The organism is Streptomyces inhibens (assembly GCF_003389455.1).
GTDB lineage: Bacteria > Actinomycetota > Actinomycetes > Streptomycetales > Streptomycetaceae > Streptomyces > Streptomyces inhibens.
The window spans coordinates 34,404-49,332 of the sequence record NZ_QUAC01000082.1; the positions used below are offsets into that span (position 1 = coordinate 34,404).

The following is a 14,929-nucleotide window of genomic DNA, read 5'->3' on the forward strand; positions in this document are numbered from 1 at the left end:
CACGAAATTCTAGCGACGCTAGCCATGAGCCGGCACGGCGGCCGTACGACATCACAGTCCTCGGTATTACAGCACCCTCGATGTTACAGACTTCCCACAGCTGTTCTGCTTCTGTAACGTCAAGGTATGACCGTCACCCATGAAGTCGTGAATCAGGCCCCGTCGCTGACCGGGTTCAGTACGGCGGACGAGCCGGCTCTGCTGGAGGCGCTGCGCCGGGACGGCGCCGAGTGGGGCGAGCGGGAGGTGTCCGAGCTCGGCGCGCTGGCCGGGTCGGCGGCGGTGCAGGACCAGGCCCGATGGGCGGAGCAGCAGCCGCCCCGGCTGCACACCCACGACCGGTTCGGGCACCGCGTCGACGAGGTGGAGTTCCATCCGGCCTGGCACCAGCTGATGACGGTCGCCGTGGAGCACGGTCTGCACGCCGCGCCCTGGGCCGACGACCGCCCGGGGGCGCATCTGGTGCGCGCCGCGAAGTTCTATGTCTGGTCGCAGGCCGAGCCGGGACACGGCTGCCCGATCTCGATGACGTACGCCGCCATCCCCGCGCTGCGCAGCGCACCGGACCTCGCCGCGCAGTACGAGCCGCTGCTCGCGGCCCGCAGCTACGACTTCGGGCTGCGGGCGCCGCTGACCAAGTCGGGCCTGATCGCGGGCATGTCGATGACGGAGAAGCAGGGCGGCTCGGACGTACGCGCCAACACCACGCGCGCGGTGCCGGCCGGCGACGGCACGTACCGGATCACCGGCCACAAGTGGTTCACCTCGGCGCCGATGAGCGATGCGTTTCTGGCGCTGGCGCAGACCGAGGAGGGGCTCAGCTGCTTCCTGGTGCCGCGGGTGCTGCCGGACGGCACGCTCAACGGGATGCGGCTGATGCGGCTGAAGGACAAGCTCGGCAACCGCTCGAACGCGTCCTCCGAGATCGAGTACGACCAGGCGGTGGCCTGGCCGGTCGGCGAGCCGGGCCGCGGGGTGCGGACCATCGTCGAGATGGTGAACATGACGCGGCTGGACTGTGTGCTGGGTTCGGCGGCCGGGATGCGGGCGGGGCTGCGGCAGGCGCTGCACCACACCGCTCATCGGCGGGCGTTCGGGCGGACGCTGGACCGGCAGCCGCTGATGCGCTCGGTGCTCGCCGATCTCGCGATCGAGTCGGAGGCGGCGACGCTGCTGGGGATGCGGCTGGCGGCGGCGGTGGACCGGTCGCAGGCCGGCGACGCCGGGGAGGCGGCGCTGCGCCGGCTGGCACTGGCGGCCGGCAAGTACTGGGTGTGCAAGCGGGGCAGCACCCATGCGGCGGAGGCGCTGGAGTGTCTGGGCGGCAACGGGTACGTCGAGGACTCCGGCATGCCCCGGCTGTATCGGGAGGCACCGCTGCTGTCCATCTGGGAGGGCTCGGGCAATGTCGCGGCGCTCGATGTGCTGCGGGCGCTGGGCAAGGAGCCGGCCGCGCTGGACGCGTTCCTCGCCGAGGTGGAGACCGCGGCGGGTGCCGACCGGCGGCTGGACGCGGCGGTGGCCGGGGTCCGCAAGATGCTCGGCTCGCTGGCCGATCCGGAGCGGGCGCAGCTGATGGCCCGGTCGCTGGCGGAGCGGATGACATTGGTGCTCCAGGGTTCGCTGCTGCTGCGCTACAGCCACCCGGCCCTCGCCGATGCGTTCTGCGCCTCGCGCCTCGACGGGGAGTGGGGCAACGCCTTCGGCACTCTTCCGTCCGGCGTCGATCTGACGGCGGTCCTGGAGCGCGCCCGGCCGCTGACGCCCGGTGCGGGCGGGGGCGCGGCCTGATGTCCGTACGGGTGGAGCGGGCCGGGCCGGTGACGACGGTGGTGCTGTCCCGGCCGGCGGCCCGTAATGCCGTGGACGGTGCCACGGCGGATCAACTTGCCGCGGCTTTCCGGGAGTTCGAGGCCGACGACGGGGCGCGCGTCGCGGTGCTGTGGGGCGAGGGCGGGACATTCTGCTCCGGCGCCGACCTCAAGGCGGTGGGCACCGAGCGCGGCAACCGCGTCGCGCCGGACGGGGACGGGCCGATGGGGCCGACCCGGATGCGGCTCGGCAAACCGGTGATCGCGGCGGTCGCCGGTCATGCGGTGGCTGGTGGTCTGGAGCTGGCACTGTGGTGCGATCTGCGGGTGGCGGAGGAGGACGCGGTCTTCGGGGTGTTCTGCCGGCGCTGGGGGGTGCCGCTGATCGACGGCGGTACGGTGCGGCTGCCCCGGTTGATCGGCGCGGGCCGGGCGATGGACCTGGTGCTGACGGGGCGTCCGGTGCCCGCCGCGGAGGCGCTGGACATCGGACTGGCCAACCGTGTGGTGCCGACCGGGACGGCGCGCGCGGAGGCGGAGCTGCTGGCCGCGGAGATCGCCCGCTTCCCACAGGCCTGTCTGCGCAGCGACCGGGCCTCTCTCCTGGACCAGGAGGGCAAGGACGAGCGGTCCGCCATGGCCGACGAACTCCGTTACGGGCAGGCAGTGTTGGCCGAGGCGATGGACGGCGCGGCACGGTTCGCCGCGGGGGCGGGGCGGCACGGGGAGCCGGAGCGGAGGTAGGGCCCCACCCGGTGGAGCGGGTGGAGCGCCGCGGGCGAACGGGTTTGCGCAGCCGGCGGACCGCCCGTCGCAGGGGTGGCGAGCGTCATTGAACGGGCGCGGTTCTCCACGTACCGTCGCCTTTCCCCGCCCCGCCGCCCGCCCTTGAGGAGCACACCGCATGCAGGACCTGAACTACCCCGAGCAGGGCGGCACCCGACGCTCCCCGCTGCCGTCCGGCTACCACCACCTCCACAAGGAGGTGCCGATCGGCCGCGGTCGCGCGGTGCTGACCGCGGCGGGCGAGGCGATCACCACCTTCCGGATGCATCGTGCGGCAGGCACCGGAATCCAGGCCGACGCCCCACGCGCCGCGCCGGGTGGGGGCGTCGAGGTCTCGCTGGGCATCGGCCCGCTGCGGCTGCGGGCACCGTGCCGGGTGGTGTGGACCGTGGCCGAGGAGGACCGCATCGGCTTCGCGTACGGGACGCGGGACGGGCACCCCGAGTGCGGCGAGGAAGCGTTCGTGGCCGAGCTGCGCACCGACGGCTCGGTGTGGTTCACCGTGACCGCCTTCAGCCGCCCCGCCAGCTTCCTCACCCGCGGCGCGGGCCCGTTGGTCCCCGTCTTCCAGCGCCTCTACATCCGCCGCCTGGGCCGCACCCTGCGCCGCCTCGCGAACCGCTAGCGGAGGGCCCATGGGGTGTTTTTCTCACGCGTTGACGCCGCTCGGAAACACGTAGTTACCAACGGGTAGCCAAGTGGCCGCTGATCGCCATACGTCCACCTCTGATTCATCATTCCGTCACCACGATCCCCGTCCGTCGTGAGAGAAATCCAGACATGTGTGATGACGAACTGATCCCGCCGCAGGCGGATATGACCGAGCAGGAGTGGCTGCGGGCCGGCTCGGAGGCGACCGCCGGGGGGCCGCCGATGCGGACGACGGGGCGCGTGCCGCAGTGGGTGAACCGGCGGACACTGCTGGGCGGCGCGATGGCCGGTGCGGCGCTTGCCGTGCTGCCGTCACAGGCGCAGACGCCCGCGGCCGCCGCGCCCCGCCTCGGGGGCCCGGGCGCCTTTCCATTCCCCGAACACCCCAATGGCAAGGGCGAGTTCAGCGTACTGATCACCGGGGACGCGGGGACCGGCGACGAGGCGCAGTACGCGGTGGCGGCCGCGGCGCGGGATATCTGCCAGGCCGAGCGCGTAGGTCTTGCGGTGGGTCTCGGCGACAATATTTACGAGAACGGGCCGGAGTCCGACGATGACTCGGAATTCCAGGACAAGTTCGAGAAGCCGAACAACGGCATCGATGTGCCCTGGCTGATGCTGCTGGGCAACCACGACTGCTCGGGGCTGATCCCGGGCAGCGGTGGCGACCCGTCGCGCGGGGACCGCGAGGTCGCCTACGCGAAGACCTCCCGGCGCTGGTACATGCCGAGCCGCTACTACAGCGTGCCGCTGCCGGCCGCCGACCCGCTGGTGGAGTTCTTCGCCATCGACACCATTCCGTGGTCGTCGTATGTCGCCCAGCTCGACCCGTACTACCGCTGGGACGGGCCGTACATGCGCGAGCAGCGGAGCTGGCTGGACGGTGCGCTGCGCGCCTCGCGGGCCCGCTGGAAGGTGGTGCTGAGCCACCACCCGTACCTCAACAACGGCAAGCACGGCAGCGCCGGTTCGTACGACGGTTTCGAGATCGGGAACTACACCAGCGGCGTCCACCTCAAGGACATGTACGAGAAGGTGGTGTGCGGGCGGGCCGATCTGATCCTGTCCGGCCACGATCACACACTGCAGATCCTGGAGCCGACGGCCCGTACGGGCGGCACCCGGCAGGTGGTGTGCGGGGCCTCGGCCAAGACGGAGGACGGCAAGGCGCACTTCGGTCACCCGGCGGCCTGGCAGAACTTCTCCGACCACGGGTTCATGGTGCTGAAGGTGTCCGGCGCGCGGCTGACCATCGATGCGTACACGGTCGATGTGGCGACGCGGAAGGCGACTTTGCAGCACCGGACGCGGCAGACGCGGCCGGTTGCGGCGGCGGCACGGGCACACGCCTGACGGTGGGAGCCGTCCCGGCCGTGGCGCTCGGCCGGGACGGCTCACCTCACTCCGCCTTGTCTTCTGCTCATCGCCGACGTGCTCGGCGTGCCCCTCGTGGATCTGTTCGCCGATTCGTCACCGGCGGCCCCGCCGACTGGCGCCCACGACAAGGCCACGCCCAGTCCCCCGAAGCGACCGAGCGGAGCCCTGTCGGGCATGGATCAGCTGATGAGCTGTGCGACAGGTTCCACAACCTCGGCCGGTCGCCGTACCCACACGCATTCGCCGGCCCGACTGACCGTCAGCCCCATGCCGCTGATCGCTGGACGATCAAGCCTGTTCCACTCACGCCAGACTGCCTCCACATCACCCCAGATGCTGCGGTCCCCGAACTCGGTGACCGTGCCGTCGGCGTCCGCGATGGCACCCGACCCTTGGCCGTCGTGTACCCACACGCGTAGGTCTGCGCCTTCCCGCCCCTCGGTGAGCGTGACGTCCGGGAGACGGGCGCCTGCGTACAGCGCGAACCCGGGCGTGACTGTCTCCTGCGGCTGGACCTCCGCGGAGCGCGAGCGCGGTGAGGATGTGTCCGGGGCGACGCCGGTAGTGCCACGGTGCGAGCGCATCGGCAGGTAGGTGGCGGTCCCCGTGAACGGGCCCGCCGCCGTGCCGTCATCGTTGGCGGTGAGGCGGACCAGGGCGCCGCACCAGAAGTCGCCCACCCTGGGCGCCACCAATACGCCGCCCGGCCGGAGTTGCTCGATCAGCTCGTATGGAACGTGTCGCAGGGCGCACGTCGCAATGATCCGGTCGTACGGTGCACCCGCCGGCCAGCCGTGCGCCCCGTCGGTGACGACCAACTTCGGCCTGTATCCAGCAGCTGACAGATACCGTTCCGCCTGCGCCGTCAGAGACGCATCGATCTCCACGCTCGTGAGGTTCTGATCGCCCAGGCGTGCCGAGAGCAGTGCGGCAACGTAGCCGGTGGCGGTGCCGATCTCCAGAACTTGCTGCCCGTCGCGCACATCGAGCAGATCCAGCATCTTCGCCACCATTGACGGCATGGAGTTGGACGCCGTCGCGACGCCGGGGCCGTCCTCGGCTCCGTCGTCGACCTGCGTGACGACAGGCTCATCGCAGGACACCAAGGCGGTGCGCTCTTCGGCGGTCGTGATCGGGCGGCACCGGTCGCGGTCCTGCCGCCATACCTTCTCCGGCAGGTACGCCTCGCGTGGGGTGCGCTCCCACACAGCGCGCCACTCGGGGGTCAACAGGCCGCGCTCGCCCAGACACTGCTCCTCAAAGTCGGCCAGCTTGGCGAGTACGTCGGGCGTGAACTCCGCGGCGGTGGCCGGAAGGATGAGCGAGGGGGTCACCACGCGCTGATGCCCTTGAACTGCCGTCGTCACTTCTGGCCTCAGGCCGCCACACAGCGGCTGGGCGGGGGTGGCAGGCCATCAGGACCCTCATCCGGCGCGACCGGCCAGAGCCCGTTCTCATGGCAGACGACAAATACCGCAGGACAACGCCGATGACGTCTGCCCCGGCGCCGTCACGGTTCACCTCCGCCTGCGCGGAGAGGGCGGATCCCCTCCCACATTTGCGGGAGGCACCGACGGTTCACCTCCGCCTGCGCGGAGAGGCCCCTTCGCGACCTGCGGCGTTAGGAGCGGTTTGCATTTTCCTGACTCAAGGAGCGAAGGCTACGCACCCGCCTAAATCTACCGGCCAGAAGTGGTAGGGAGGTGAGCTCATTGCTCCCGACAGCGCCAGATCGGCTGCAGGTAGCTGGCGGGAGACTCACTCACGCGGAGAGGACGAGGTGTCGACGGCCGCGCGGAACTCCAGGTCGGTTCACCTCCGCTCGCGCGGAGAGCACAGGGGTGCCTGCTCTCCGCCCTGCGCGGTGGGCGGTTTACCCCACGCGTCGCCTGACACGATCTGCCGAGCCCGATATACGTATCATCATCACCGGATCGAGGATCTGGAGCGATTCACAGCCTCTCGCCGACGCTGACACCCGGTACGACACCACACCGGACGGGCCCAAGAGCATCGCCTCCACGGCTACGTCGGCGGAGCCGAACCTCGCTGACATCTGGGCCGCGGCATCGGCCCCCGACGTTATGGCTGGCCCGCGCCGCATCCAGAAGTTCGTCGGACGCCGGCCCGACCGTGCGACCCATCACAGCCCGACCACCGCTTACGGCCGTAGAACACCAAGGAACCTCATGCCCCCTTCAACACCGCAGCCGCACAACACGATCGCTGCCAATCTCCCTCGCCCGGCGAAGCCCGACTACAGCAACGTCTTCATCGAACCCGTCTACGCGAACAGCTTCAGCGAAGTCGACCTGGAGGACGATCTCGACGTGCCTGCCACCTCCCGCGTCGACTACTGACGACCTTGGGCGCAGAGCGGCAGCTCACACTCCACCTCCGCCTGCGCGGAGAGCACGGGTCGCTGCTGTTCGAGGTCCGTCTGTAAGCACTCCTTTGGGCCCAGGGTTGGAAGGTGAAGTGGCTCCATCGGGCGTAAGAAGTTGATCTGGTTCCACTTCGGCGTCGGGGAACAGCCGAGCAGCGGTTGGCGGTATCGGCACTTCCGGTTCCCTTTTTCGCAACCGACCAATTGAGAGAGGGTGCCGTAGCAGTCCGGGAGGACTGGAGTCTTCCTGCCAAGCTCTCGGGCGGGGGATGCTTGGGACCTGGTGTGTCAAAGGAAGCGCAGGACCATGGAGATTTCTGAAAGTTTGGCGTTAGCGGCCGTGCAGGTGATGACGGCGGCCGCGACGGGTGCAGCCACCACCGTGGGGCAGGCGGTCGGTGAGCTGGTGCGGTCGCGGCTTGGCGGCTCGGAGCCGGGTCAAACGGCGCTGGCTGGGGTGGACGCGGACCCGGCGGACCCGGATACCGTGAGCGCCCTGCGTGACGCCCTGCAGGACGTGCTCGCTGCGGACCCTGAGTTCGCCAGCAGGCTGACAGCCGCACTCGCCGGTCCCACCCCAGCGTACGCGCCGCACCACACGGCCGGCAGCGTCGTCGTCGGGGGCAGTAGGTTACGCGGCAGCCATATTGCCCTTGGCCCCTTGACGGTCAGCAACACCCGCAACACCAACGGCTCGTGGGCCGCGATTGGCATCCTGGCCCTGCTCGTTGTGGTCCTGGCTGTGTACGGCAGCGTGCACCTGGTCACCGGCGCCGATACGCCGCCGCAGTCCGGCAGCACGCCGAAGCCCAAGCACGTGGTTCTCAGCGACATGGCTCAAGCCAAGGTAATTTTCCCGGGTTTGGGCAGCCTGCCGACTGGTTGGNGGTAATTTTCCCGGGTTTGGGCAGCCTGCCGACTGGTTGGACCGTGAAGGACGGCTTTCCGGGCAAGATGACATGCCCGTTGGAAAGCCCTGGCTGCGATGGCGCTGTACTCAGCGCCTCAACGGAGTACGAACCCAGCTCGGAGGTCGACGCCACCCGGATCGAACTCCGCTCGTACGCAACCGCCGACGCGGCAACCACAGGTTACAAAGCGCTGGCCAAACAACAGACCCAGCGCGGCAGCGGCCTACCTCCGGTCTCTTTGCCGAACGTCGGCGGCGATGAGTCCATGGCGGTTTCGTGGGCGATACACCCCAGCGAGGGCATGACGTCAGCGACAGGAGCCAGCTCGGTGGTCAGGGTGGGCACGGTTGTCGCCAACGTCTATCTGCGCGACGAGGGCGCGGGCGGCACGGACCTCGACGTTCTCCAGGCACTGACAGCGGCAGTGGCCGCCCGCGCCGGCGAGGCGCTTTTGGATCAGGCACCTGCGGCCGTCGTCCACCTGTGAGCAGTTCTCTACCGCCGTTGAGTATCAGCGGTACAGCAGTTTACTGCGAAGGTCGATCTTGAACTTGTCACAGATCGCAGCCGCGGTCTCAGAACCCCCTCGCGCAACTCATTGGTCGTGAGGGGACTTCTGCGACAAGCAACCCGGGCGAATGCGGCGGAGGGTGACGGCTACGACGCCTCTCTCAACTGGTCGGCAAGGCCGGACCGGTTCAAACGGCCCAGGCCGTCCGCTCTCCGCCCGGCCGAACCAATGCCCGTCCTCGTCGTCCACCGCAGATCGAGAATCCGTCGGTCCCGGATCGAACACAGGTCGAGTTCGCCCGGCCACTCACGCCTGTCGGGGGCGCGTCAGCCAGCCGATCCGATGCCACAACGCTACCGCCGCCCACCCACCGCTACTAGGGCCTGTCCGGCGAATCATCTGTGGGTGAGGCCTCTGACGGATGGCGAGTGGTTCAGGATGGACCCATGGCAACCGTTGTGACTTTCCCCGCGCACCCCGACGACGAGGTATTGCATACCGGGGGCACGCTTGCGCGCGCCGCCGCCCACGGCCATCGCACGGTGATAGTGGTCGCCACTGACGGCCTGATGGATGCCGTCCCCAAGGACGGCGAGGCGCCGCGTCTGGTGGAACTGAGGACGAGTGCGACCGTGCTCGGCGTGGCCCGTGTCGCGCACCTGGGGTACGCCAACAGCGGCCACGGCAAGGACCTCTACCCGGATCCGCCGGACCGGGCGCGCTTCGTGAGGGCGGAAACGGAGGAGGCCGCCGAACGACTCGCGGCGATCCTGCGCGAGGAGAATGCAGACGTGCTACTCATCCACGACGCCAACGGCGGTTACGGCCACCGCGACCACGTCAAGGCGCATCGTGTGGGCAAGCGTGCCGCCGAACTGGCCGGCGTGCCTCGGGTGCTGGAAGCGACGATGCCGCGCGAAGTCGTCAGCCGCCTGGTGAGGTTGGTACGTCTGCTGAGGCTCCCCTTCCGCTACGACCCCGAGGTGCTTCGCATCGCGTACAGCCCGCGCGAAGCCATCACGCACACGGTTGATGTGCGACGGTTTGCCGCACAAAAGCAAGCGGCCCTTGCCGCCCACCGCTCCCAGCTAACCGGACCCGGCCGGAGCTCCCCGGTCTTCAGGGCACTGGTCAGACTCCCGTCCCCTGTCTTCGGGTTGCTGCTCGGCCGGGAGTGGTTCGTCGAGGCTGCTGCTGCGCCCACTTCCCAGGTGACCGCCGACATCTTCCAGCCAGCCTCTTAGCTCAACCCGCCTCCCCAGGCGCGGACGGATCACACCCGGAGCCACAATCGGATCGCTGCGACAGTGACGGTGCCATGGAAGACATAGGCCCGTTTGTCGTAGCGGGTGGCGACGGCCCGGAAGTTTTTGAGCCGGTTGATCGTTCGCTCGACTTCGTTCCTGCGTTTGTACGCGGTGCGGTCAAAGCCGGGTGGACGACCACCGGCGGAGCCGCGGGCCAGGCGGTGGCGGATCTGGTCCTTCTTCTCCGGGATGCCGTGCGGAATCTGGCGTCTACGCAGGTAGGAGCGTATCCGGCGAGAGGAGTACGCCTTATCTGCGCTGATCGCGTCGGGCCGAGCGCGGGGGCGCCCACCGCCCTGGCGGGGCACGCGGATCCGCTCGACGACGGCCTCGAAGACGGTACCGTCGTGGGTCTGTCCCGGGGTGACGAGCACGGCCAGCGGGCGCAGCCCGCCCTCGCAGACCAGGTGAATCTTGCTGGTCAGGCCGCCACGCGAGCGCCCGAGTCCCTCATCCTCACGGTGCTGGACCGGGACCCCTTTTTCGGAGCGCCCGCCGGAGCGGTCTTGCGGGCGCCGACAGCATGCTGATGGGCGCGACAGGAAGTGGAATCCACGCCGACCTGGCTCCAGTCCAGCCGCCCTTCGGCGTCTGCATCGCCCTGGATCGCCCCAAGTATTCGATCCCAGGTACCGTCCGCCGACCAGCGCCGGTGGCGATCGTGGACGGTCTTCCATTTCCCGAAACGCGCAGGAAGATCGCGCCATGGCACCCCCGTCCGCTCCCGAAAGTAGATCCCGTTGACCACCTTGCGGTGGCTCTGCCACTGCCCGCCACGCTTGCCGTTCTTTGGCAGGTACGGCTCCAGCCGAGCCCACTCCACCGCGTTCAGATCGCCACGCCCCATAGCCACCTAAACGATCAAGGACGGGGCGCTGTTCCGAGATCCACTGGCAATTCGTCGGACACGCCCTAGTTGACGCTCACTGCGCCCGTACGACGTCCACCCGCTCTGTCAGGCCCCCCAGCCGCCAGTCAGCGGCTCTCGCATCCTCGCTTTCCGCCCACAGATGGCCGAGCGGGCCACGGCGCAGGTGCGCAGTCTGAAGGCCGCACGCCCGGGCGGGAATCACGTCGTTCTGCGGGTGGTCGCCGACGTACAGCACCTCATGTGCAGTGACGCCAGCCAGATCAACGCCTGCCCGTACGATTCGCGGCATGGCGACCACCTGCGTCCCTGACGCCACCGCCGAGGCGGCGGTGGCGGTGTGGGCGGCCGGCCGCGGCCGCCCCGACCGCGCCGATCAGGGCATGGCGGGCTCTTCGGGATCTCATGGTGGGGGGTGCCCTCCTGTGGCAAGGGAAGGCAGGCGGGCACGCCGGGTGTCTGCACTCTGAGCCGGTGTGCTCACGGCTCTGGTGGTGCTTCCGGCCGGTGTGGTCACGGCCGACGGATCGGCCATGTGGTTCGGGGCTTGAACGTGCCGGGTCAAGGGGCGTGCGTGAGTTCGGAGTTGGCGGGGGCCGGTTGCCGGCTTGGGTTCATCTTCTGAACGGGAGGCGTGCCGGGGGCCGGAGGGCGGGGCGCCTGCGGCGGAGCGCCCGGGCGGTGCCGTCACCCGCGTCCCGTAGCCCCGGAGGCCAGTCGGCGCACCGGAAATGCGGGGTCCCCGACCCGCGCCTAAGGTGTTCGCATGGCCGCGTTCCGGTGGATATCGGCCCCGGTCAACGGCCCACGACCGAGGACACGGGGCGTGCTCGACCCGGCGTCGCCGGGCGCTGCCCTGATGTCCCGCTGCCTTCAAAGGATGAGCCCGTACGGTCCGCGCCTCAGGTCCACGAGGCGGGGCGCCCCATGACCGGACCGCCGCCCGGCCTGCCCGACGAGGGATATGACCCCCGGACCGAACGGGACTGGCGCCGGGTCGAGGAGGACGCGCCCGGGGTGTCGCACCATGAGCCGATCGGGCTGCGCGAGCGGCTCTCGCTCAACCGGATGGGCACCTTCGACTGGGATCTGGACGGCGGGTCCATGGACCTGGATCCGGGTGCCATGGACGTCTTCGATCTGCGCCCGGGGGAATACGACGGTGCGCCGATGTCGCTGGTCACGCGGGTGCCGCCGGAGGAGGGCCTGCGGCTGGACGAGGCGCTCTCCCAGGCCCTGCAGGACGGCCACTCGTCCTACGGAGCGTACTTCCGGATCCAGTGCCGCGACGGGTCCCAGCGGTGGACGCACTCCCAGGGGCGGATCCTGCACAACGCGGACGGGATGCCGTACCGGATCATCGGCATCGTCCGGGAGGCGACCAGCGAGCTGGCGGACTCCGCGCTGCTGCGCTCGCTCCAGCAGGAGCGGCAGCGGCAGACCGTGATGGTGCAGCAGACCACCGCCGCGCTGGCCCGTGCGCTGTCCGTCAAGGACGTGACGCGGGTGCTCACGGGTACCGGCGGCGCCCGGCGGTTCGGTGCGGACGGGCTGGTCCTGGGTCTCGTCGAGAACGACCGGTTCGAGGTCATCGCCACCGCCGGGATGGGGGGCGAGGTGCCCGACGACATGGTGAGCTCGCGGCTGGACGACACCCTGCCGCTGGCCGACGTGGCGCGCTTACGGCGGCCGCTCTTCCTCAGTACCCGCGGTGAGCTGGTCGCCCGCTATCCACGGCTGCGCCCGTACACCGATGTGCTGCCGACGGGCAGCGCGGCGTTCCTGCCGCTGATCGCCCAGGACACCGTCATCGGGGCGCTGGGGCTGTTCAACTCCGAGCCGGCGGTGCAGTCGCCGGAGGCCAGGAACCTGGCGCTGGCGCTGGCCGGTGTCGTCGCGCAGTCGGTGCAGCGGGCGACCCTCTTCGACCAGGAGCGGGAGTTCGCGACGGGGCTGCAGGAGACGATGCTGCCGCGCCGGCTCCCGTCCATCGAGGGCGGCGCGGTCACCGTCCGCTACCACCCGGCGAGCGTGGGGCGGGACATCGGCGGCGACTGGTACGACGTGATCGCGCTGCCCCAGGGGCGGACCGGCCTGGTCGTCGGCGATGTGCAGGGCCATGACACCCATGCGGCCGCCGTGATGGGCCAGCTGCGCATCGCGCTGCGCGCCTACGCCAGCGAGGGGCACTCCCCGGAGACCGTACTGGTGCGGGCCTCCCGCTTCCTGGCCGAGCTGGACACCGAGCGCTTCGCGACCTGTACGTATATCCAGGCCGATGTGGAGTCCGGCGCGCTGCATGTCGCACGGGCCGGCCATCTCGGCCCGCTGATCAGCAACAGCTCCCGGCACATCGACTGGCCCGAGGTCTCCGGCGGGCTGCCGCTGGGGCTGGCCACGCTCTTCGGGCACGACCATTTCCCGGAGACCCAGCTGTTCCTGGAGCCCGGGTCGACGCTGCTGCTGTGCACGGACGGCCTGGTCGAACAGCCCGGCCAGGACATCTCGGCGGGCATCGACGCACTGTCCGCCGCGGTCCGCGCCGGCCCCGCGGAGCTGGAGGCCCTGGCCGACCACCTCTCCGACCACCTGTGGGCCGACCCCGGCTCCGAGGACGACATGGCCCTTCTGCTGCTGCACCGGCGGCCCGGCCCGGGGGCCGCCACCACACCGCGGCTGCGGCTGCACGTCCATCAGGCCGACCCGTCGGGCGCCGCGGAGGTCCGCTCGGCGCTGCGCCGCACGCTGGACCAGTGGCGGGCGGGCAGCATCATGCACAACATCGAGGTCGCCGCCTCCGAGCTGATCGCCAACGCGCTGACGCACACCGAGAGCGGCGCGCTGGTCTGCATGGAACTGCTGCCCGGCACCCCGCGCCGGATCCGGCTGGAGGTCGAGGACCGCTCCAGCCAGTGGCCGCGCCGGCGCAGCCCCGGCGAGACCGCCACCTCGGGCCGCGGGCTGATGCTGGTCGAGGCGCTGGCGGACCGCTGGGGCGCCGAGCCGCGCGGCGCGGGCAAGGCGCTGTGGTGCGAATTCGTGGTGGCGGAGGTGCCGGGCGAGCCGCCGGGGCGCTGACCTCCCGCGGCTCAACTCCCTTGTGCCACAAGGCTCTACGGAACCGGCTGCCCGCGCCGGATCACCGTGCCAAGATGGCGGCTACTGTCTGCCACGGGGAGGGTCAACCATGTCGGGCCCTGGTCAAGGTTTACCGTCGGATTCCGGCGGACTGAAAGTGTCCGTGAGCGGTCCGGAGAGCGCGGCGCATCTCACGTCGCTGCAGGGCTGGCTGGCTTCCGACGACGCGCTGCGCGGGCGGGTGCAGCAGCGGCGCCGGCCGCCGGCGCCCGGTCACATGGGCAGCCTGGTGGAGCTGCTCACCGTCGTCGTGGGCACGGGGGGCATCGCGGGGCTGATCACTCCGCTGTGCACCTGGCTGGCCGGCCGCCGCTCCGATGTCACGGTCACCATCGAGCTGCCCGACGGCCGCAAGGTCAGCGTGGATGTCAAGCGGGCCGGCGACCCGGCGGCGGTGATCCGTGAGGCGAACGGCCTCCTCAACTCGCCCGACGGGCAGGACGGGTGAGCGAGCGCCGGTTCCCGCACGGCCCCGCCAGCCGGGCCGTGCTGATCGGGACCAGTCGCTTCAGCAGCCCCGATCTGCCGGGTATCCCCTCGGTCCGGGAGAACCTTGAGGCGTTACAGGGCGCGCTCACCCACCCGACGCAGGGGCTGCTGGCCCCGGAGCACTGCCGGAGGGTGTCCGACCCCACCGACCAGGCGGCCGTCGGCGCGGCGCTGACCTGGGCCGTACGGGAGGCCGACGATCTGCTGCTGGTCTACTACGCCGGGCACGGCGTGCTGGACGACAGCGGCCTGCTGCATCTCGGTCTCGTCCACACCGATGTCGAGCACGTCGGCTTCTCCGCCCTCCCGATCGACCTGATCAAGCGCCATGTCGGTGAGGCGCGGGCCAAGTCCCGGGTGCTGCTGCTCGATTGCTGCTTTTCGGGCCGGGCGGTGTCCGCGATGGCCGAGCCGACCAACCTGGCCGTCGGCCAGCTCGACCTATCCGGAACGTACACCCTTACGTCCACGACGAAAACCGCTCCGGCGCATGCGCCCCTCGGCGCGACGTACACGGCCTTCACCGGGGCCCTGCTGGACGCCCTGGCCGCGCCGGCCGCCCTCACCCTCGACGAGATCTACCGCGAGGTCGACCGCGCGCTGCACGGCCGGGGGCTGCCCCGGCCGCAGCGCAGGTCGGCCGGGGCGGCCGGGTCGCTCGCGCTGGTGCGCGGGCCGGTGCGGACGGGTGGGG

Annotated in this window: 12 protein-coding genes and 1 pseudogene; 10 read left to right on the top strand and 3 right to left on the bottom strand. The window is 70.4% G+C overall.

The annotated features are described in order from the left end of the window. Positions 1–126 precede the first annotated feature (126 nt). From DY245_RS11725 to DY245_RS11740, 4 genes are all read left to right on the top strand, one after another. Positions 127–1,791, top strand: coding sequence for an acyl-CoA dehydrogenase family protein (locus DY245_RS11725; protein WP_128506395.1), 1,665 nt, complete (start codon positions 127–129; stop codon positions 1,789–1,791). Then, positions 1,791–2,555 carry a crotonase/enoyl-CoA hydratase family protein gene (locus DY245_RS11730; protein ID WP_128506397.1) on the top strand — a complete coding sequence of 255 codons (765 nt, stop codon included), beginning with the start codon at positions 1,791–1,793 and terminating at the stop codon, positions 2,553–2,555. The genes DY245_RS11725 and DY245_RS11730 overlap by 1 nt, the downstream gene beginning before the upstream one ends. A gap of 160 nt (positions 2,556–2,715) precedes the next feature. Further along, positions 2,716–3,222 (top strand): DUF1990 domain-containing protein, encoded by a 507-nt coding sequence (locus DY245_RS11735; RefSeq protein ID WP_128506399.1) that lies wholly within the window; start codon positions 2,716–2,718, stop codon positions 3,220–3,222. 155 nt (positions 3,223–3,377) lie between these two features. Next, positions 3,378–4,601 (top strand): metallophosphoesterase, encoded by a 1,224-nt coding sequence (locus DY245_RS11740; RefSeq protein WP_128506401.1) that lies wholly within the window; start codon positions 3,378–3,380, stop codon positions 4,599–4,601. 203 nt (positions 4,602–4,804) lie between these two features. Here the strand turns inward: DY245_RS11740 and DY245_RS11745 are convergent, their stop codons facing one another. After that, positions 4,805–5,959: a methyltransferase domain-containing protein gene (locus tag DY245_RS11745; RefSeq protein ID WP_244942989.1), complete on the bottom strand. Its 1,155-nt coding sequence runs from the start codon at positions 5,957–5,959 to the stop codon at positions 4,805–4,807. An 855-nt stretch (positions 5,960–6,814) separates the two neighbouring features. Between DY245_RS11745 and DY245_RS44290 the strand changes: the two genes are divergently transcribed. The 3 genes and pseudogenes from DY245_RS44290 (at position 6,815) to DY245_RS11760 (ending at position 9,677) form a co-directional block, all read left to right on the top strand. After that, the gene (locus DY245_RS44290) at positions 6,815–6,985 is read left to right on the top strand and encodes a hypothetical protein (RefSeq protein ID WP_181923634.1); all 171 of its coding nucleotides are present in this window, start codon (positions 6,815–6,817) and stop codon (positions 6,983–6,985) included. A gap of 333 nt (positions 6,986–7,318) precedes the next feature. After that, positions 7,319–7,897 (top strand): annotated as a pseudogene (locus tag DY245_RS11750) (hypothetical protein); the annotation flags it as partial. Positions 7,898–8,879: 982 nt separating this feature from the next. After that, the gene (locus tag DY245_RS11760; protein WP_128506407.1) at positions 8,880–9,677 is read left to right on the top strand and encodes a PIG-L deacetylase family protein; all 798 of its coding nucleotides are present in this window, start codon (positions 8,880–8,882) and stop codon (positions 9,675–9,677) included. Between the two features lie 29 nt (positions 9,678–9,706). Here DY245_RS11760 and DY245_RS11765 read toward each other — a convergent pair. Together DY245_RS11765 and DY245_RS11770 are read right to left on the bottom strand one after the other, a co-directional pair. Next, a protein-coding gene (locus tag DY245_RS11765; protein WP_425329371.1) for an IS5 family transposase occupies positions 9,707–10,587 on the bottom strand; the annotation gives its coding sequence in 2 pieces (ribosomal slippage) (positions 9,707–10,218 and positions 10,218–10,587; 882 coding nt in all). 76 nt (positions 10,588–10,663) lie between these two features. After that, positions 10,664–10,900 (bottom strand): HAD family hydrolase, encoded by a 237-nt coding sequence (locus DY245_RS11770; protein WP_128506409.1) that lies wholly within the window; start codon positions 10,898–10,900, stop codon positions 10,664–10,666. 635 nt (positions 10,901–11,535) lie between these two features. Between DY245_RS11770 and DY245_RS11775 the strand changes: the two genes are divergently transcribed. From DY245_RS11775 to DY245_RS11785, 3 genes are all read left to right on the top strand, one after another. Next, on the top strand, positions 11,536–13,686 hold the full coding sequence (locus DY245_RS11775; protein WP_128506411.1) for a SpoIIE family protein phosphatase: 2,151 nt from the start codon (positions 11,536–11,538) through the stop codon (positions 13,684–13,686). A 163-nt stretch (positions 13,687–13,849) separates the two neighbouring features. Further along, positions 13,850–14,194 (top strand): effector-associated constant component EACC1, encoded by a 345-nt coding sequence (locus DY245_RS11780; RefSeq protein ID WP_128506413.1) that lies wholly within the window; start codon positions 13,850–13,852, stop codon positions 14,192–14,194. After that, on the top strand, positions 14,191–14,929 hold a 739-nt coding region (locus tag DY245_RS11785; protein ID WP_147318338.1), incomplete at its 3' end, for a caspase, EACC1-associated type. The genes DY245_RS11780 and DY245_RS11785, both read left to right, overlap by 4 nt.

What these genes read in the sequence shown, in the direction of transcription:
- DY245_RS11775 (WP_128506411.1), top strand. Translation starts at nt 11,536, where the DNA reads ATGACCGGACCGCCGCCCGGCCTGCCCGACGAGGGATATGACCCCCGG.
- DY245_RS11730 (WP_128506397.1), top strand. Translation starts at nt 1,791, where the DNA reads ATGTCCGTACGGGTGGAGCGGGCCGGGCCGGTGACGACGGTGGTGCTG.
- DY245_RS11735 (WP_128506399.1), top strand. Translation starts at nt 2,716, where the DNA reads ATGCAGGACCTGAACTACCCCGAGCAGGGCGGCACCCGACGCTCCCCG.
- DY245_RS11725 (WP_128506395.1), top strand. Translation starts at nt 127, where the DNA reads ATGACCGTCACCCATGAAGTCGTGAATCAGGCCCCGTCGCTGACCGGG.
- DY245_RS11770 (WP_128506409.1), bottom strand. Translation starts at nt 10,900, where the DNA reads ATGCCGCGAATCGTACGGGCAGGCGTTGATCTGGCTGGCGTCACTGCA.
- DY245_RS11760 (WP_128506407.1), top strand. Translation starts at nt 8,880, where the DNA reads ATGGCAACCGTTGTGACTTTCCCCGCGCACCCCGACGACGAGGTATTG.
- DY245_RS11740 (WP_128506401.1), top strand. Translation starts at nt 3,378, where the DNA reads ATGTGTGATGACGAACTGATCCCGCCGCAGGCGGATATGACCGAGCAG.
- DY245_RS44290 (WP_181923634.1), top strand. Translation starts at nt 6,815, where the DNA reads ATGCCCCCTTCAACACCGCAGCCGCACAACACGATCGCTGCCAATCTC.